This is a genomic window from Gluconobacter morbifer G707 (assembly GCF_000234355.1).
GTDB classification, from domain to species: domain Bacteria; phylum Pseudomonadota; class Alphaproteobacteria; order Acetobacterales; family Acetobacteraceae; genus Gluconobacter; species Gluconobacter morbifer.
The window spans coordinates 253,084-270,396 of record NZ_AGQV01000002.1 but is presented as its reverse complement, the minus strand read 5'-3'; the positions used below and the strand labels follow the sequence as shown (position 1 = coordinate 270,396).

The window sequence follows — 17,313 nt, the reverse complement described above, 5'->3', positions numbered from 1 at the left end:
TCAGGAACGGCAGGTATAGGGCATTGGCAGGATGGAACAAAACGAAACCATGACCCGCGAGACGTCCGCGTCTTCCTTCGGCCCCACAGTCTGGGGTGTCCCTGACGGCAGTGTCGCGCTGCTCCTGCGTCAGCGTCTGGCCGAACATGACGGCCCGCTGTTGCATGTGGCGCGGGATGATGCGGCGGTGGCGGGGCTGGCGGACATGCTGGCCTATCTCATGCCGGAAGTCGAAGTCCTGAAGCTGCCGGCCTGGGACTGTCTGCCTTATGATCGCGTTTCTCCCAATCCGGTCATTGTGGCGGAGCGGGTCGGGACGCTCTGCCGCCTGCTGGAGCTCACGCGCGCGCGCCGGGTCGTGCTGACCACAGTACACAGCCTGATGCAGCGGGTGCCGCCGCGCTCTGCCTTCAAGGGGCAGTCCCTGAGTATCAAGGCGGGCGAATCGCTTGATCCGGCCATGCTGATCGATCTTCTGGTCGCCAATGGTTACACCCGCACCGATACGGTCATGGAAGCCGGGGAATTCGCAACGCGGGGCGGGATTTTCGATCTTTTCCCGGCAGGCGCGAGCGATCCGATCCGCCTCGACCTCTTCGGGGACGAGGTCGAGAACATCCGGGCTTTCGATGTCGGCACCCAGCGTTCCACTGAGAAGCTGGCCCGTTTCGAATTGCGACCCGTCTCGGAATTTTCCCTCGGACCTGACAGCATCAGCCGTTTCCGCACGGGTTGGCGCGATGCGTTCGGGGCTGCCGCTACGTCCGACACGATCTACGAGAACGTCTCGGATGGCCGCCGTTACCCCGGTCTGGAACATTATTTGCCGCTTTTCCACGATGGTGATGGCCATCAGATGGAAACGCTGCTGGACTACCTGCCCGGAGCGGCAATCAGCTTCGATCAGCATGCCCCGGAGATCCTGAAATCCCGGCTGGACATGATCGCCGATCATTACGAGGCGCGCCGGGCCCCCACACGGGAAGGGGAGATGCCTTATCGCCCCCTGCCGCCGCATCGCCTCTATCTGGACCGGCATGGCTGGGACGGAATGCTGCGCGATGTGCCGTCCGTCCTGCTCAATCCGTTTGCAAAGCCGGATACGGCAGCGGGGATCGATGCCGGTTTCCGTCCCGGCGCACTGTTCGCGCGCGCGCGGGACGGTTCGCGCGAAGGCATGTTCGAGGCGTTCGGGAAGCGGGTCGCCGAATGGGGTGAGGCTGGACGCCGGACCTATGTCACGGCCTGGAGCCGCGGCTCGCGGGAGCGTATTTCCCACCTGCTTCAGGAACATGGCGTACCTGTGGCGCTTTATGATGACTGGCCGTCCGCAGCGGGCATGAAGCGCGGCGTGGTCGGGCTGCTGGTTCTGGGGCTGGAGCGTGGCTTTGCCTCTGACCGTCTGGCCTTTGTGTCCGAGCAGGATCTTCTGGGCGAGCGGATCTCCCGGCCGCCACGCCGCCGCAAGCGCGGAGAGCAATTTATCTCGCAGGTTGGCGAGATCGCGGATGGTGATCTGGTCGTGCATCAGGATTATGGGATCGGGCGTTACGTCGGGCTGGAGACGGTGACGGAAGGACGCGTTGCCCACGATTACCTGTCGATTCTCTATGACGGAGAGCAGCGTCTTCTCCTGCCGGTTGAGAATATCGAACTTCTGAGCCGTTTTGGTTCGGAGCAGGCGGGCGTTCAGCTCGACAAGCTGGGTGGAACAGCCTGGCAGGCCCGCAAGGCGAAGATGAAGTCCCGCATCCGCGTCATGGCGGGTGAACTGATCCGCACGGCTGCCGCCCGGGCACTGAAAGATGCGCCGACCCTCGCACCCGCCGAGGGCCTCTGGGATGAATTCTGCGCCCGTTTCCCATTCGTGGAGACGGAAGACCAGTCCCGCGCCATCGCGGACGTGCTGGAGGATATGAGCGCCGGTCGACCGATGGACCGTCTGGTGTGTGGCGATGTCGGTTTTGGCAAGACGGAAGTTGCCCTGCGTGCGGCCTTCGTGGCGGCGCTGTCCGGAATGCAGGTCGCGGTCGTCGTGCCGACAACACTGCTGGCCCGTCAGCATTTCCGCAGTTTCGCAACGCGGTTCGAGGGACTGCCGGTGAAAGTCGCGCAGCTCTCGCGTCTCGTGACGCCGAAGGAAGCCACAAAAGTGCGCGAGGGACTGGCGGAAGGAACGATCGACATCGTGATCGGGACGCATGCCCTGCTAGCGAAATCCGTCTCCTTCAACCGTCTCGGGCTGCTCATCATCGATGAGGAGCAGCATTTTGGCGTTTCCCACAAGGAGAAGCTCAAGGCTTTGCGTGAAGACGTGCATGTTCTAACGCTTTCCGCCACGCCGCTGCCTCGTACGCTTCAGCTTTCACTCTCCGGCGTGCGGGAAATGAGTCTGATCGCGACCCCGCCGACCGACCGTCTGGCCGTGCGGACATTCATCACGCCGTTCGACAGCGTAATGATTCGCGAGGCGATCCAGCGTGAACGTTTCCGGGGCGGGCAGGTCTTCTGCGTCCTGCCGCGTCTTGCGGATCTGGACCGCATGGCCGAGCGCCTGGGCGAAATCGTGCCGGATGCGAAGGTGGTGCAGGCGCATGGCCGTCTGACGCCAACGGAACTCGAACGCGTCATGACCGAGTTTGCGGATGGCCGGTATGACATCCTCCTGTCCACGAACATCGTGGAGAGCGGTCTCGATATGCCGAGCGTGAACACGATCATCATCCATCGTGCGGACATGTTCGGTCTGGGACAGCTCTATCAGCTTCGTGGCCGTGTGGGACGTGGCAAACAGCGCGGTTACGCCTATTTGACTTGGCCGCAGTCCCGTTCGCTTTCCGCGGCTTCCCAGAAGCGGCTGGAAATCATGCAGACGCTCGATTCGCTGGGTGCGGGCTTTACGCTGGCCTCCCATGATCTGGACCTGCGCGGTGCGGGCAACCTGCTGGGAGACGAGCAGTCCGGCCATATCAAGGAAGTCGGGATCGAGCTGTACCAGCAGATGCTGGAAGACGCGGTCATCGAAATGCGCCGTGAAAAGGGCCGTCAGACCGAAGAGGAAGACAGCTGGACCCCGAACATCATCCTTGGGCTGCCAGTTCTTATCCCTGAAGCCTATGTTCCTGATCTGCCGGTCCGGCTGGGGCTGTATCGCCGTATCGCTGCCCTGAACGGGGAAGCGGAAGTGGATGCGATGCGTGCCGAACTGGTGGACCGGTTTGGCACCCTGCCGCCGGAAGTGGGGAACCTGCTGGATGTCGTCATCATCAAGCGGCTGTGCCGTGAGGCGGGCGTGGAACGGCTGGAGACCGGGCCGAAAGGCATGGTGCTCCAGTTCCGCAAGAATCGCTTCCGCAACCCCGCCGGGCTGATCGACTGGGCCACGCGCAGGAAGGAGGCCGGCGTGAAGATCCGGCCGGACCACAAGCTGGCCATTATCCGGGAGATGACCAACGCCACCCGGATCGGCTACGCGAAGAAGATCACGACCGTCCTGTGCAAGCTCGTCCGCAAGGTGGAAGCCGGGAACTGACGCGCCGGATCGCAGTCACCCGGCGCCGGAGGTTTAATGGGGAAGGGAGATAGGCAGCGGAACGCGGTTGACCGTAGCGACCCCGCTGTCCAGTCCCAGATCCCATTCCGTGGCATTCCCGTTCTGCCGTCCCATGAGGTGAGCGATGGACAGGGCGACATAGACCTTTTTCGGTGCCGTCTCCCGAAGACGGGTCAGAAGATCACTGACATTCGTGACTGAAAGATGTCCATCGGCTTTTGTTGCCGCGGCACTGGGGCCCGGCTCGATCGTGCCATGCCCGTCCAGAACGCTGCTGCCGGAAACGGCATGTGCGCTGTTGATGACGATTTCCCTGAGAGCGGCTGCATTGCCCAGAAGGGTCATATCCGCCGACACCTGTGATGGAATAAGGGGCTGTTTCGAATCGTGGACCCCGGTACCGCTGACCCGCAGGCGCAGGTCCGGTGTGGTTTCCACGGCTGCGATGGTTGCGCGGGAAATGGTCATGTCATGGCCCGGCCGGGCGAGCGTGACGCCTGTCCAGGTCGCCTGAGGTGTGCCGCCGTGGATATGGGCGTCATCGGTGGTCAGGGAGCGGTTCTGGCAGGCGCCGCTGTTGCCGCCACGGAAAGCCGTCAGGGCTGCATAGGCTGCGGCGGCGTTGAAACGCCTCAGGCTGTCACCATCAACCTTTCCCTGTGGGTCGTTCAGGGAAAGAGTATGAACATCCAGCGTAATCCCCGTGCCTGTCAGCGTGGCGTGCATGCCTCCGGCTGCCAGTCCATGCGCCGAAGGCTGCGGGCTGGCGAGGGTATAGGTGAAGCAGGACTCCGGGATCGGTGAAAGCGTATCGGCCCGCGCATGCGCGATGCCTGAAAGAGGAAGGGTTGCGGCCAGCGCAGCGAGGCAGAGGATACGGGCTATCATGGGCGTCCAGTTGGGAACGGAATGGCTCGTGTACAACGGGTAAAGGCTGGCGAGCCATCGGGTTGAAAAGGGCGTTAGTAAAACATTAGGACTTTCCGCCTAAGACAGGCAGAGGGTTTCAGTGCAGGAGAACGTGCATGTCATCGTCAATTTCCGCCATGCCTGCCGTTCCGCAATATCTTTCGATCGTGAAAGACGAAACGTCTTCCGTTACCCGCTGGGAAAAGACCAGCGTTTCTTCCCAGCAGGCCGTCGCCGCGTTCCAGAAAGATGCATCGTCCATCACGACGCCGGATCAGCTTCTGAAAAACTACAAGGCGCTGACGGTGGTGCTCGGGGCCTACGGCATGTCTTCGGCCATCAGTCAGACAGCGGTCCTTAAACAGCTCATGACGCAGGACCCGACCTCTTCGACCTCGCTGGCAAAAACAAGCGGCAATACGTCCTGGCAGGCTTTCGCCAAGGCATTTTCCGACTGGTCCACATCGCCCTTTTCCTCGTCCGAAACGGTCGACAGTATCGCGCAGGGCTATCTGACCAGCAGCTATGAAAACAGTGTCCAGACCGAAACGCCGGGGCTGGGGGATGCCCTCTATTTCACGCGGACCGTTACTTCGGATACGACGCTCGCCGGCATCATGGCCGATCCCAAACTGCTCAGGGTAGCCGAGGTCGTGAGCGGGTTCGACACCACCCAGTTCGGCGCGCTGGATTACGATCAGCAGGTCCGGCTACTGGGATCGAAAATGGATATGTCCAGACTCAAGACAACGCAGGGTGTCCAGAAAATGGCTGAACAGTATCTGGCGCTGTTGCAGGTTCATCCCCAGACATCCAGTACGCCAGCCAGCATGATGACGCTCTATGGAGGAGGTGGGTCTTCCACAAGCATTCTCTCGCTTTTTACGGGTAACACCTCATCGGACAATACGAATCCCCTTTATTCCGCCCTGCTGTAGTGCGTGACATCCGCGTCCGTGGTCTGTATCGCAGCCTGTGACGGATTTCTGGATGAAGGGAATTTTTCCATGGCCGGGCTCGATCCCAAAGACTGGAGCGGTATCCGTGCAATGGGTCACCGGATGCTGGATGAGGTCTTCGACCGTATGGAGACAATGGGGCAGGGACCTGTCTGGCGCCCCATGCCGCAGGAGGCCAGGGATGCTCTGAGACAGGATCTGCCTGCAGATGGGCAGAGTCTTGAAGCGCTCTACAGCAGCTTTTCCGAGAATGTCGTACCCTATGGCAACGGCAATACGCACCCTTGTTTCATGGGGTGGGTGCATGGTGCGGGAACGCCCGTGGGTATGCTGGCGGAGATGCTGGCTGGTGGACTGAACGCAAACTGTGGTGGCCGAAGCCACGCCGCCAACGAGGTGGAGCGTAATGTCATTCGCTGGGCGCTTCAGATGGTCGGGATGCCGGAGAATGGTTCGGGCGTTCTGGTAACCGGCTCTTCCATGGCGAATTTCATCGGCGTCATTACAGCCAGCCGTGCACATGATCCGGCTCTTCGGCAGGAAGGCGTGGGAAATCAGACCATGGTAGGGTATGCCGCGACAACGGCTCACGGTTGTCTGCCGCGTGCATTCGACATGGCGGGTTTTGGCAGCAATGCCCTGCGCCGTGTTCCGGTCGATGCGGATCACAGGATGGATGTCGCTGCACTGCGCAGCATGATCGAGACTGATCTGAAAGCCGGATTGACGCCGTTCATGGTCGCAGCCACAGCCGGTACGGTGGATTGTGGGGCCATCGATGATCTTGCGGCGATTGAAAAGACGGCCCGGGATTTCGGCCTCTGGTTCCATGTGGATGCGGCGTTTGGCGCGCTGGCCTGCCTGTCGCCACGTTTCCGGCCTCGATTGGCCGGAATAGAAAACGCGGACAGTCTGGCGTTTGATTTTCACAAGTGGGCACAGGTGCCATACGATGCGGGCTGTGTGCTGGTACGGGATCGTACGCTTCACGCCGCCGCTTTTGCCCAGTCCCTTGATTACCTGACACGTGAAAAGCGTGGTCTCGCCAGTGATGCGCCATGGTTCTGTGACTTCGGGCCGGATCTTTCACGTGGCTTCAGGGCGCTGAAGGTCTGGATGACACTCGGTCATTATGGTGCGGATCGTCTAGGAGAAATGGTGGAAGGCTGTTGTGCTATTGCCCGCCATCTGGCTCAGCGTGTGACAGAGACGCAGGGACTGGTGCTTCTAGCGCCGGTGACGCTTAACATCGTCTGCTTCGGCGTCGAGGGGCTTTCGGATACGGAGACTTCGGAGCTGGTGCAGGATCTGCATGAAAGCGGGATTGCCGCGCCGTCAACGACCCGGATCAACGGTCGCCTCGCCATCCGTGCGGCGATTGTCAATCACCGCACGGAGACCGTTCACGTGGACAGGATGCTGGATGCGGTCATCGACTTCGCGGCGCGCCGGCTGGACGGAACAGTTCGCTGAGCTGTGCCATCATGGTTCCGCCCAGATCCTCAACGGAACTGATCGTGACGCTGTTACGATAATAGCGCGTAACGTCATGTCCGATGCCGATGGCCAGAAGTTCTGTCTTCCGGTCGTTTTCAATCATGGCGATAATCTGACGCAGGTGATCTTCCAGATAGTTGTGCGCATTGGCGGAAAACGTGCTGTCATCTACCGGCGCGCCATCTGAAATGACCATGAGGATATGGCGGTGTTCCGGCCGCTTCTGAAGCCGTTTCCAGGCCCACAGAAGCGCCTCGCCATCGATGTTTTCCTTCAGAAGTCCGTCTCGCAGCATCAGGCCCAGATTGCGCCGGGCCCGGCGCATTGGCGCATCGGCATCCTTGTAGATGATGTGCCGCAGATCGTTCAGGCGCCCCGGCCCTGGTGGCTTGCCAGCCTCAGTCCAGCGTGCACGGCTCTGTCCCCCTTTCCACTGCCGGGTCGTAAAACCCAGAACTTCCACTTTCACCCCACAGCGTTCCAGTGTCCGCGCCAGAATATCTCCGCAGATGGCAGCGGTTCCAATCGGACGTCCCCGCATGGAGCCGGAATTGTCGATCAGAAGGGTTACGACCGTATCGCGGAACTCCATCGCACATTCATGCTTGAAGGAAAGGGGAATGGTCGGATTGGTGACAACGCGCGACAGACGCGCGGCATCAAGGATGCCTTCCTCCTGATCGAACTGCCAGCGTCGCTGCTGCTGCGCCATCAGGCGCCGCTGCAGGCGGTGGGCCAGACGGGAAACCACCCCGTGAAGCTGAGTCATCTGCTGGTCCAGCTGCTGCCGGAGACGGTCCAGCTCTTCGGGGTCGCAGAGATCAGCCGCATTGACGACTTCATCAAATTCCGTCGTGTAAGCCTTGTAGAGTGGCGCGGCATCGGAGGTCGGTGCGCTGTCTGGCGACTGGTCGGAGGGGCCGGCCGCCTCTTCCGAACCCGTTTCCGGCGTATCCAGCGATTCGGAAGTTTCGCTTTCACCTGACTGATCGGTTTCACCGCTTTCGGGCTGATAACCCTCTTCGTTGTCTTCCTCCTGTGGCGCCGGTGCTTCTTCCTCTCCTGTCTGTGCGGCAGGTTCGCTGTCGGCTTCTGCCTGCTCGTCATTGTCTGACTGCTCTTCGGACGGAGCTTTCTGCTCCGTTTCATCTGCCATCTCCGTAAGCTGGCAGGCGCCGAGCAGAGATGTGCAAGCACGGGCGAAAGCTGTCTGGTCATTTTGTGTCCGGGCCATGTCCTCCAATGCGTTCTGCGCGGCCGGCGACAGGGAGGTGCGCCAAGCCTTCAGGGCCTCACCGGCCTGCGGAGGGGCCGGTTCACTGGACATGGCTTCCCGGGCCAGAAGATCCAGAGCAAGGGCAGGCGGCATGTCTTCGCGCACGTGCATCCGGTTGGTGCCGAGTTCCGCACAGCGCTGGATAACGCGCTGGTCCAGATTGGCCCGCACGCCCGCCATATGGCGGGAGCCATAAATTTCGCACCGCGCCTGTTCGATTGCATCGAAGGCCTGCTGTGCTTCCGGTTCCGGGGGCGCGGCAGCGGTTGCATCTTTGTGGTAGCGCAACCGCAGGGCGGCAGCATCCGCCGCGCCGCGCACTTTCTGGATTTCCCGGTCGTGCATGTTCCGAGAGAGGTAGGGAAGCTGTACGGCATCGGGGGACGGCGGGGCAGGAGGCCTGTTGCCGTTGACGGCGCCCTGAAAATCCACGTCCTGTTCAGGAACGCCGCCCATGGCGCGGAGGGTCGCGATCGTGGCGCGGCGGAAGCCTTCCTGTCGGTTTTCGTCAGGAAGGCCGTTCTTGTGCGCAGTCACGGCTTTTTACTCCAGGGGAGAAACGTTGAAACAGCGCTGGTAATACTCGGCGACGATCCCCCGTTCGGCCTCATCACATTTGTTCAGGAACGTCAGACGGAAAGCGAAAGCCACGTCGTTGAAGATGCGGTTGTTTTCTGCCCATGCGATGACGGAACGGGGAGACATGACCGTGGAAATATCGCCCGCCATGAAACCGGCGCGGGTCAGGTTGGCAAGTGCGACCATCCGCTCGACCAGTTTCGTTCCTTCTGCATCGTCCGGGTCAATCTTCAGCCTGGATGTGACGATCCCGACTTCCTGTTCCAGCGGGAGATAGTTCAGGGTGGCGACGATGTTCCAGCGGTCCATCTGACCTTGGTTGATCTGCTGTGTCCCGTGATAGAGGCCCGTGGTGTCGCCCAGCCCGACGGTATTGGCCGTGGCAAAGAGGCGGAAAGACGGGTTGGGGCGGATGACGCGGTTCTGGTCCAGCAGGGTGAGGTGCCCTTCGGCTTCCAGAACGCGCTGGATGACGAACATCACGTCCGGCCGCCCCGCATCATATTCGTCGAAAATCAGGGCGCAGGGATGCTGCAGGCACCAAGGCAGCAGACCTTCACGGAATTCCGTGATCTGTTTCCCATCCCGCAGGACAATCGCATCCTTGCCGACCAGATCGATCCGCGAAACGTGGCTGTCCAGATTGATGCGGACGCAGGGCCAGTTCAGGCGCGCGGCAATCTGCTCAATATGGGAGGATTTTCCCGTTCCGTGGAAACCCTGCACCATGACGCGACGGTTGAATGCAAAACCTGCAAGAATGGCGCGGGTGGTGTCCTCATCGAACTTGTAGGCCGGATCGATGTCCGGCACGTGTTCGGTCCGCACGGAAAAGGCCGGCACCTTCATGTCGGTTTTGATGCCAAAGACCTCGCGGGACGAGACCACAAGGTCCGGGGCGCCGAGAACGCTGGTCGGAACGGTTTCGTTCTCGGCGGTTGTTACGGTTTCCGGGGCGTCGATCGTCGCGAAATCATCACTCATGATTGAGAGGGACTTTCATTGGGAGGGGCGGAAGATACCATTCGAGATGGAGCCTTGAGCGTCCGGCTTCCAGTCTGGAAATCAGGAAACGAAGTCATCCTGACGGGTAAAGTGGACTTTGAGAACAGCATAAGCCGCTCCGATGGATTTGAAACGCTCTTCGGCACCATCGTCGTTCTGGTTGGCGTCGGGATGATGGCGGCGGGCCAGCGCCCGATACCGGCTTTTCACATCGTCAAAGGAGACTGGCCATGTCAGGTCCAGCGTGGCGAGGGGCTGACGCAGCTGCTCGGGTATTTCACTGCCGGCGGCACGCTGGCGGGCAGCATCCTGTGCACGCTGGGCGCGGCTGCGGCGTGTGTTTCCAAGGATATCGAGCGGATCGAGAATATCCTCCTCGTTGAACTCGGCCTTCTGTGCGCTGCCTGTCCCCAGTTTCCAGGACGGACGTTGCCATGAGACATCCGCCCGGAGATGCGCCTCGATCTGGCCCGGGGTCATGCCGCGGTAATAATCCCAGCGCGCATTATATTCGCGCACATGGTGAAGGCAGAACCAGAAATAGGTCCGCAGGGCCTCGCGTCCGCGGGGCGCGCGATAGCCTGCCTGCTCGGTGCAGCCCGGATGGTCACACACCTGATCCGGCGCCTCTGGATCGGGATCGAATGCCCGGTGTCTGGTAGATTTGCGCTGCATGGTGTCTGATATGGGCAATGACACGGGCCCGATGCAAGCGGGCAATTTCTGGATGGATTATTTATCGTGACTGATACTGGTACACGGCGAAACCGAATTGCGGCGCTTCTTGAAAGGGAACTGCATCCGAGCCGGATCGAGATTCAGGATGACAGCGCCCGTCATGCCCATCATGCCGGTGCCAGAGCGCTAGGAGCGGAGGGAGAGACGCATTTCAACATCGCCATCACGAGCGCAAAATTCGATGGTCTCAGCCGGATCGCCCGGCATCGCCTCGTCAATGATCTGCTTGCCGGGGAATTCCGAACCGGGCTTCATGCCCTGTCGCTGGTGCTGCATGGAGAAAAGACCCCATGAAGCGTGCTTTCTGTGCGCTCCTGTTGCTCTCGGGATGCGCGACAAGTGGATATGACCGCATGTCCGCAGGGCAGCAGCAGGACGTCCATCGCATCGAGACATATCTGAATGGAATAGGCGGCATGCGGGCCGCTTTTATCCAGAACGGTCCGGATGCCGGGCAGAGTGAGGGACGATTCTCCTATAGTCCCGGGCATCTCAGACTAGATTACGTCATTCCCCATCCCATGGAGCTGGTGGCCGGAAAGGGACATCTTGTTCTGGATGATGCAGGTTCGGGCGCAGTGACCCATCTTTCCCTGAAACGGAATCCCCTTGGCCTGCTGCTCCATCAGCCGATTCGTTTTGATAACGGGAGCATCCAGGTCACGGATGTTCGTCATGGAGACGGTTCTCTCCAGATATCCGTGGCGGAAGCCGACAATCCTTCACAGGGCCTTCTGACAATCCAGTTTTCCGATATGAACGGTCGCCTCGGGCTGATCGGACTGGAAGGCGTTGATGCCCGCCAGCATCATTTCAGTGTCAGCCTCTCCGACGTACAGGAAGGTGTCAGGATCGACCCGACGGTTTTCACGCCACCCGGGGGGTAGTACCAAACCGCGCTGGCCAAGCTTTTGCCAGAGCCTCGTCCAGCTCTGGCATACCGAGGGCAGCATCAAAGCGGCGAAGGCTCGTCACGCCGAAATCCCGGATTCCACAGGGAACAATGCCGTCAAAATCCTCAAGATCGGGGTCGACATTCACGGAAACTCCATGCCAGCTCACCCAGCGGCTGATCCGGATACCAAGCGCGGCAATCTTGGCTTCCTGACTGGTCAGGGGATCCATTGCCCAGACACCGATGCGTCCTTCACAGGTAAAGGCATCGATACCCAGTAATGCCAGTGTATCGATCAGCCATAACTCCAGAGCCCTGACATAGGCGCGCAGGTCCCGTGGCGGGACAGTTCCGTTCTGACGTGTCAGATCGAGCAGGACATAGGCCAGCCTTTGTCCGGGACCATGATAGGTCCATTGGCCACCGCGTCCGGCTTCATAGGTGGGATAGCCATGCGGATTGTAGAGATCGGCATCCCTGGCGGACGTTCCAGCCGTGAAGACGGGAGGATGTTCGACCAGCCAGACGAGCGGCGCGGCGCCTTCCTGCCGGATTAGGCGGCTGTGTTCGGCCATGAAGGTGAGAGCGTCCGGGTAGGGCGTAAGGCCGGAGGATGTCCTCCAGAAGATTTCTTCATAAATATCGCTAGCGGTCATTGCTCTCGTTTCAGGCATCGGCTATAGCCCCTCCCACCGGACGGTCTTGCACTACGCAGGGCGGTTTGTCACGGGGCGGCCGTGGCGGAATGGTAGACGCGCAAGCTTGAGGTGCTTGTGGGGGCAACCCCGTGGAAGTTCGAGTCTTCTCGGCCGCACCACTGCTCAGAAAGCAGTGAAAAACTCTGAAATCAGCATAGCCATATAAACCAGAGGACTGGAACAACGTTTCGGTCTGTATGTCGCAGTCTGCCATTTTGTTGCCAGACTATACAGGCAGGATTATTTCTCTAGTTTGTATCCCGTCGCCCGGTCATCCTTTCGTGGCGAATGGGTATCAATTTGGCTGATGTGTGAGGTTTCGTGATCAAGCCCCTGAAGAAAGCAGTTCTTCCCGTCGCCGGTCTTGGCACCCGGTTTCTGCCTGCAACCAAGGCTATGCCGAAGGAAATGCTGCCCGTCGTTGACAAGCCTTTGATCCAGTATGCGATCGATGAGGCACGGGAGGCCGGGATCGAAGAATTCTGTCTCGTGACTGGTCGCGGCAAAGACAGTCTGATCGATTATTTCGATATCAATTACGAGCTTGAAGCCACCCTGCGTGAGCGCGGAAAAAAGAGCGCGCTTGAAGCTCTGGAGCCCAGTTCGGTCAAGGCTGGTTCCTTGGTGGCCGTACGGCAGCAGGAGCCGCTTGGTCTCGGTCATGCCATCTGGTGCGCCCGGTCCTTCATCGGGGATGATCCGTTCGCCATTCTGCTTCCCGATGACATCGTGAAGAGCAAGAAAGGGTGCATCGGTCAGCTGGTCGAAGCCTACAACCAGACGGGCGGTAATGTAGTGGCAGTTACGGAAGTTCCGCCCGAGCAGACCAATCGTTATGGCATTCTTGATGTCGGTAAGGATGACGGGCGACTGGTTGAGGTCAAGGGGCTGGTTGAGAAGCCGGAGCCTGAGGATGCCCCGTCCAATCTTTCCATTATCGGCCGTTATGTTCTGACGGCGGACGTTATGCAGTACCTTGCAAAGCTGGAACGCGGCGCTGGTAATGAAGTACAGCTGACAGATGCGATGGCCAAGACCATTGGTTCGGTTCCGTTCCATGGTCTCCGTTACGAGGGAACGCGCTATGACTGCGGCAACAAGGCCGGTTTCCTTGAAGCGCAGCTGGCATTTTCCATTGATCGCGAAGATCTTGGTGATGCCGTGAAGGCCTTCCTGCAGAAATACAAGAAGTACATCGACTGACTGGTCGCGAATTGACTTTTCCGCTGGATTTCACGTTGCAGTGATTTCCAGTGGAAATTTCCGCGCATCCGTAACTACGGCATATCGTCAATGACGTTCACCCCTTTCCGGTCCTTTCTGGAACCTGGACAGATTGTCCACCACCCTGGCCATCCGGAATGGGGATGGGGCCAAGTGCAATCAGCGATTGGCGAGCGCGTAACAGTCAATTTTCAGCACGAAGGAAAAGTGCTGATTGATGCGTCCCGTGTTGAACTGAAGACTGTTTCCAGCTAGCCCTTCGGGGTGTTTTTCCTTTCTCTTGCCCGCCTGAAGCGGGGTCTTCTGAACGTTCTTCTGCCTCCGACCTGTTCGGCCTGCGGAGAAGACGTCATGACGGAAGGGGCGTTCTGTGCTGACTGTTTCCGGTCCGCGCAGCGCATTGTCTATCCCTGTTGCAGACGGTGTGGCGTTCCTCTGGACAGTGAAGCCGCGGGCGGTCGGGACATAGTCTGCACGAATTGCAGCGCCCATCCTCCTGTCTGGCGGTCTGCACGTGCCGCCTTTCTGTATGACGACTGGTCCCGCAGGCTGATCCTGCCCCTGAAATATTCGGATCACACAGAAAATGCGGCAGTTCTTGCCCGGCAGATGATCATCGCCGGGTATGACATACTTTCTGAGACGACGGTTGTGGTGCCTGTGCCGCTTTATCGGGCCAGACTAAGACGCCGAAAATATAACCAGGCAGCCCTGCTGGCCCGTCACATTGCTTCGGATCGTCATCTCCGATGTGTTGTCGATGGGCTCAAGCGTGTCAGATCCACCCACGCTTTGGCCCGCCTCTCTCCGGCGGAGCGGAGGAATGAGATGAAGCATGCGGTGGTCATGAGCGAAAAACGGATTGGCGCTCTCTATGGAGAATCGGTTCTTCTGGTAGATGATGTGCTGACAACAGGGGCAACAGCGACAGCCTGTGTAACAGCGCTCTTGAATGCGGGAGCCAAAAACGTCGATATTCTTGTTGCAGCCCGGACCGGCAGGGTGGATGAACAGGGCACGCCGTTTCTCCAGGAATGAGGATAAGATGCCGAAAATCGAAATTTATACCCAACCTGGATGTCCTTATTGCATACACGCCGTTGACCTCCTTGCAGCCAAGGGCGTTCCCTTCAAGGAAATCAACGCTCCTCACGGAACGGCGGAGCGTGAAGAGTCGATCCGGCGTTCCGGGCGGCGGACCGTGCCGCAGATTTTCGTGAACGGGCAGGGACTTGGAGGCTGTGACGATCTCATGGGGCTCGAACGTGCCGGACAGCTCAATTCCCTGCTGGGTGTTTCCTGAATGCGGTGGGGAGCGATTGCGGTAATCCTGCTGGCAGTCCTTGCGCCGCAGGTACAGGCTCAGACAGGCCAACCTTCTGAACTGTCTTCGGAAATTCCGGAAGAGGGTCTCTGGCTTTCCGCTGATCATGACGGGCTTTTTTCCATCAAACCCTGTGGGCACATGCTGTGCGGTCAGCTGATTGGTCTGGATTACGACAAGGATATCCCAAAGGATGTCTGGGGGCGGTCTGAGTGCGGATTGTGGATGCTGACGGACTTTGTTCCGATTGAAGACCAGAAATGGCAGGGTCACATCCTTGATCCCCGGACGGGGCGGGTCTATCAGGCGCGCATCTGGACTTCCGGGTCCGATGTTCTGAAATTGCGTGGGTTCGTGCTCGGAATGCCCCTGCTGGGCGAGACTGAAACCTGGACCCGTTACAAGGGTTCACCTGTCGGACCCCGCTGCAAGCTGCCTGCCAATCGCGGCTGATCTGAGCCGGCAGTCCGTCTGTCTTCCAGTGGCATCCTGCCACGCAAAGGGCGGAAGGCTGCCTTGGCCAAACTGAAAGGATCGTGGAACCGTCATGTCCCACCCTGTTTCCCGTCGTAGCGTAGCGTTCGGGCTGGCCGCGGGTGTCGCAGCCATAGGCACAGGTACTGTCCGTGCCGCTGATACGACTCCTTCCACGCCAACACCGCCGCCACCCCCGAAACCGGTCTCCAAAACGATCTGTTTTGTCGGCGGCTATACGAAGCATGGCCCGCCGGGAAACGAGGCAGGAAACGGGCAGGGGATTTCCGTTTTCGAAATGGATCGTGAGAGCGGAGTCCTGACCCCGATCTCGACGTTCATGGATATTGCCAGTCCGTCTTTCATCGTGCTCTCAGAGGACAAGCGTTTTCTGTACGCTCTCAGTGAGATCAACGATTTCAACAAGGATGGGGACGGGGCGGTCACGGCTTTTGCCGTTGATGGCAAAACCGGTTCATTGCGCAAACTCAATGCTGTCAGTTCCGAAGGCGCGGTTCCGGCTCACCTGAGCATTCATCATTCCGGACGTTATGTTCTCGTCGCGAACTATATGGGAGGCTGCGTTGCCGTCCTTCCAATCCGCAGTGACGGTTCTCTCGGAGCGGCAACGGACGTGGTGCACAATACCGGTCCGCACCAGCCCGAACGCGCGTCTGACAATCCACAGGGTAACTTTGCGATTTCCGATCATTCGGGGTCACATCCGCACATGATCCATTCGGATCCCAGCGGTAAGTATGTTCTGGCGGATGATGCCGGGCTTGACCGGATCTATGTCTGGACGCTCGATCTGGCGAAGGGCAAGCTGATCCCGGCCAAGACGCCCTATTACGATATGGAGCCCGGCTCGGCGCCGCGGCATTTCCGGTTCAATCATACGGGGCGTATTCTCTACAACCTGTGTGAACAGGATTCGAAAATCGTCGTTTCCACCTTCGATCCGGCGACGGGAGCCATCAGCAATATCCAGACGGTCAGTACGGTCACGTCCCATTTCCGCGGATCGACCCTGGCAGCGGAAATTCTGATCTCCGCCAGTGGGAAATACGTTTACGCCTCCAATCGCCTCGGTGATTCCCTGGCTGTTTTCGCCATCGCATCGGATGGCACGCTCAACCTCCAGGATGAAGTCTGGATGCACGCGGATTACGGACGCGCCATGATGTTCGATCCGTCAGGCACGTTCCTCTTCTGTGCCAACCAGCGTTCGGATGCCGTGACCTCCTTCAAAGTGGACAAGAAAACAGGCCAGCTGGCGTTTACGGATAATTTCACACCCGTGGGCAGTCCGACCACATTCGCGTTCATGAATACGGAAGTCTGACCCGTATTCCTGACCGTGCAGGAAGGGCGCCTCCCGGGGCGCCCTTTTTCATTCAGTCCTTACGGAACATGGCAATGTAATTCACGCCCGTATCCCGGGTGATGCGCCAGCGGGGCGGCAGATAGCTCATGCCCGCAATATCTGTCATCCTCAGGCCGGCCCGACGCGCCATGGCGGCCAGATCTTCGGGGCGGATGAATTTCTTCCAGTCATGTGTGCCAACCGGAAGCATCCGTAGCAGATATTCTGCCCCGATCTTGGCCATGGCAAAGGAACGCGGCGTACGATTCATTGTGGAAACCGCCACCATGCCGCCCGGAGTTGTGAGGGTAGACAGCATGTTGAGAAATTCCTGCGGGTCGTTCACATGCTCAATGATTTCAAGAGCATTGACGACGTCAAAGCGTGCTCTCTCATCCACTAGGTCTTCCGCGCTGCCGCAGCGATAGAAAAGAGAGCCGGAACCAGGAGGTAGCGGATGATCGTTCACATGCGTTTCGGCTGCACGGATGGCGGCTTCGCTGGCATCGATGCCCAGTGTGTTGAAGCCCAGCTTTGCGTATGCTTCGCTGGCCAGCCCCGCGCCACAGCCAATGTCCAGCAGGGAAAGCGGTTCGCCGCGCGTAGCGGCAAGAGCGATGGTGTGTTTCTGGACCCACTGTGTACGCAGCGGATTCATGGCATGAAGGGGCGCCATCGGGCCACGCGGGTTCCACCAGTTTTCAGCAAGAGCGCTGAAATGGGCGATTTCCGTTTCTGAAACCGAAGCACGGCGGAAAGCGGTCCCTGAAAAGCTGTCCGTGGCCATCAGAATGTCCTTCTATGTGTCCGCATGAC

At 59.5% G+C, this 17,313-nt stretch carries 17 protein-coding genes and 1 tRNA gene; 12 read left to right on the top strand and 6 right to left on the bottom strand.

Going from position 1 to position 17,313, the window contains the following annotated elements; genetic code table 11:
* Window positions 1-31 precede the first annotated feature (31 nt).
* Window positions 32-3,532 (top strand): transcription-repair coupling factor, encoded by a 3,501-nt coding sequence (gene mfd / locus GMO_RS06180; RefSeq protein WP_008851457.1) that lies wholly within the window; start codon window positions 32-34, stop codon window positions 3,530-3,532.
* 33 nt (window positions 3,533-3,565) lie between these two features.
* On the opposite strand, the gene GMO_RS06175 is transcribed toward mfd, so the two are convergent.
* The gene (locus GMO_RS06175) at window positions 3,566-4,441 is read right to left on the bottom strand and encodes a hypothetical protein (RefSeq protein ID WP_008851456.1); all 876 of its coding nucleotides are present in this window, start codon (window positions 4,439-4,441) and stop codon (window positions 3,566-3,568) included.
* A gap of 137 nt (window positions 4,442-4,578) precedes the next feature.
* On the opposite strand from GMO_RS06175, the gene GMO_RS06170 reads away from it, so the two are divergent.
* Complete coding sequence (locus GMO_RS06170) at window positions 4,579-5,400, top strand: DUF1217 domain-containing protein (RefSeq protein ID WP_008851455.1); 822 nt, start codon at window positions 4,579-4,581, stop codon at window positions 5,398-5,400.
* A gap of 69 nt (window positions 5,401-5,469) precedes the next feature.
* Window positions 5,470-6,894, top strand: a complete 1,425-nt coding sequence (locus GMO_RS06165; RefSeq protein ID WP_040508513.1) for a pyridoxal phosphate-dependent decarboxylase family protein — start codon at window positions 5,470-5,472, stop codon at window positions 6,892-6,894.
* Here the strand turns inward: GMO_RS06165 and GMO_RS06160 are convergent.
* The 3 genes from GMO_RS06160 to GMO_RS06150 form a co-directional block, all read right to left on the bottom strand.
* A complete protein-coding gene (locus tag GMO_RS06160; RefSeq protein WP_008851453.1) occupies window positions 6,851-8,731 on the bottom strand; it encodes a cobaltochelatase CobT-related protein in 1,881 nt (626 codons plus the stop codon). The genes GMO_RS06165 and GMO_RS06160 overlap by 44 nt on opposite strands.
* Before the next feature lie 6 nt (window positions 8,732-8,737).
* Complete coding sequence (gene cobS / locus GMO_RS06155; protein WP_008851452.1) at window positions 8,738-9,757, bottom strand: cobaltochelatase subunit CobS; 1,020 nt, start codon at window positions 9,755-9,757, stop codon at window positions 8,738-8,740.
* 81 nt (window positions 9,758-9,838) lie between these two features.
* Entirely contained in the window at window positions 9,839-10,453 is a 615-nt protein-coding gene (locus GMO_RS06150; protein WP_008851451.1) for a J domain-containing protein, read from the bottom strand.
* Window positions 10,454-10,519: 66 nt separating this feature from the next.
* Between GMO_RS06150 and GMO_RS06145 the strand changes: the two genes are divergently transcribed.
* Together GMO_RS06145 and GMO_RS06140 are read left to right on the top strand one after the other, a co-directional pair.
* Window positions 10,520-10,810, top strand: coding sequence for a BolA family protein (locus GMO_RS06145; RefSeq protein ID WP_008851450.1), 291 nt, complete (start codon window positions 10,520-10,522; stop codon window positions 10,808-10,810).
* Window positions 10,807-11,403, top strand: coding sequence for a LolA family protein (locus tag GMO_RS06140; RefSeq protein WP_008851449.1), 597 nt, complete (start codon window positions 10,807-10,809; stop codon window positions 11,401-11,403). Before GMO_RS06145 ends, GMO_RS06140 begins: the two co-directional genes overlap by 4 nt.
* On the opposite strand, the gene lipB is transcribed toward GMO_RS06140, so the two are convergent.
* Window positions 11,384-12,067: a lipoyl(octanoyl) transferase LipB gene (gene lipB / locus GMO_RS06135; RefSeq protein WP_008851448.1), complete on the bottom strand. Its 684-nt coding sequence runs from the start codon at window positions 12,065-12,067 to the stop codon at window positions 11,384-11,386. The two genes, GMO_RS06140 and lipB, sit on opposite strands and share 20 nt — an antisense overlap.
* A gap of 75 nt (window positions 12,068-12,142) precedes the next feature.
* Here lipB and GMO_RS06130 point away from each other — a divergent pair.
* The 7 genes from GMO_RS06130 to GMO_RS06100 all read left to right on the top strand — a co-directional run bounded on the left by GMO_RS06130 (window position 12,143) and on the right by GMO_RS06100 (window position 16,476).
* A tRNA-Leu gene (locus GMO_RS06130) sits at window positions 12,143-12,228 on the top strand.
* Window positions 12,229-12,430: 202 nt separating this feature from the next.
* Window positions 12,431-13,312 (top strand): UTP--glucose-1-phosphate uridylyltransferase GalU, encoded by an 882-nt coding sequence (galU, locus tag GMO_RS06125; RefSeq protein ID WP_008851447.1) that lies wholly within the window; start codon window positions 12,431-12,433, stop codon window positions 13,310-13,312.
* 90 nt (window positions 13,313-13,402) lie between these two features.
* Window positions 13,403-13,588 carry a DUF3553 domain-containing protein gene (locus tag GMO_RS06120; protein ID WP_008851446.1) on the top strand — a complete coding sequence of 62 codons (186 nt, stop codon included), beginning with the start codon at window positions 13,403-13,405 and terminating at the stop codon, window positions 13,586-13,588.
* Between the two features lie 9 nt (window positions 13,589-13,597).
* Window positions 13,598-14,371 (top strand): ComF family protein, encoded by a 774-nt coding sequence (locus GMO_RS06115; protein ID WP_008851445.1) that lies wholly within the window; start codon window positions 13,598-13,600, stop codon window positions 14,369-14,371.
* Window positions 14,372-14,378: 7 nt separating this feature from the next.
* Complete coding sequence (grxC, locus tag GMO_RS06110; protein ID WP_008851444.1) at window positions 14,379-14,636, top strand: glutaredoxin 3; 258 nt, start codon at window positions 14,379-14,381, stop codon at window positions 14,634-14,636.
* Complete coding sequence (locus GMO_RS06105) at window positions 14,637-15,110, top strand: DUF2147 domain-containing protein (RefSeq protein ID WP_008851443.1); 474 nt, start codon at window positions 14,637-14,639, stop codon at window positions 15,108-15,110.
* 94 nt (window positions 15,111-15,204) lie between these two features.
* Window positions 15,205-16,476 (top strand): lactonase family protein, encoded by a 1,272-nt coding sequence (locus GMO_RS06100; RefSeq protein ID WP_008851442.1) that lies wholly within the window; start codon window positions 15,205-15,207, stop codon window positions 16,474-16,476.
* Window positions 16,477-16,528: 52 nt separating this feature from the next.
* Here GMO_RS06100 and ubiG read toward each other — a convergent pair whose 3' ends face one another.
* Window positions 16,529-17,284: a bifunctional 2-polyprenyl-6-hydroxyphenol methylase/3-demethylubiquinol 3-O-methyltransferase UbiG gene (gene ubiG / locus GMO_RS06095; RefSeq protein ID WP_008851441.1), complete on the bottom strand. Its 756-nt coding sequence runs from the start codon at window positions 17,282-17,284 to the stop codon at window positions 16,529-16,531.
* Window positions 17,285-17,313 lie beyond the last annotated feature (29 nt).

Bases quoted from the DNA above. Each gene is read 5' to 3' on its own strand.
- mfd (WP_008851457.1), top strand. From the start codon at position 32: ATGGAACAAAACGAAACCATGACCCGCGAGACGTCCGCGTCTTCCTTC.
- GMO_RS06175 (WP_008851456.1), bottom strand. From the start codon at position 4,441: ATGATAGCCCGTATCCTCTGCCTCGCTGCGCTGGCCGCAACCCTTCCT.
- GMO_RS06170 (WP_008851455.1), top strand. From the start codon at position 4,579: ATGTCATCGTCAATTTCCGCCATGCCTGCCGTTCCGCAATATCTTTCG.
- GMO_RS06165 (WP_040508513.1), top strand. From the start codon at position 5,470: ATGGCCGGGCTCGATCCCAAAGACTGGAGCGGTATCCGTGCAATGGGT.
- cobS (WP_008851452.1), bottom strand. From the start codon at position 9,757: ATGAGTGATGATTTCGCGACGATCGACGCCCCGGAAACCGTAACAACC.
- GMO_RS06150 (WP_008851451.1), bottom strand. From the start codon at position 10,453: ATGCAGCGCAAATCTACCAGACACCGGGCATTCGATCCCGATCCAGAG.
- GMO_RS06140 (WP_008851449.1), top strand. From the start codon at position 10,807: ATGAAGCGTGCTTTCTGTGCGCTCCTGTTGCTCTCGGGATGCGCGACA.
- lipB (WP_008851448.1), bottom strand. From the start codon at position 12,067: ATGACCGCTAGCGATATTTATGAAGAAATCTTCTGGAGGACATCCTCC.
- GMO_RS06120 (WP_008851446.1), top strand. From the start codon at position 13,403: ATGACGTTCACCCCTTTCCGGTCCTTTCTGGAACCTGGACAGATTGTC.
- grxC (WP_008851444.1), top strand. From the start codon at position 14,379: ATGCCGAAAATCGAAATTTATACCCAACCTGGATGTCCTTATTGCATA.
- GMO_RS06105 (WP_008851443.1), top strand. From the start codon at position 14,637: ATGCGGTGGGGAGCGATTGCGGTAATCCTGCTGGCAGTCCTTGCGCCG.
- GMO_RS06100 (WP_008851442.1), top strand. From the start codon at position 15,205: ATGTCCCACCCTGTTTCCCGTCGTAGCGTAGCGTTCGGGCTGGCCGCG.
- ubiG (WP_008851441.1), bottom strand. From the start codon at position 17,284: ATGGCCACGGACAGCTTTTCAGGGACCGCTTTCCGCCGTGCTTCGGTT.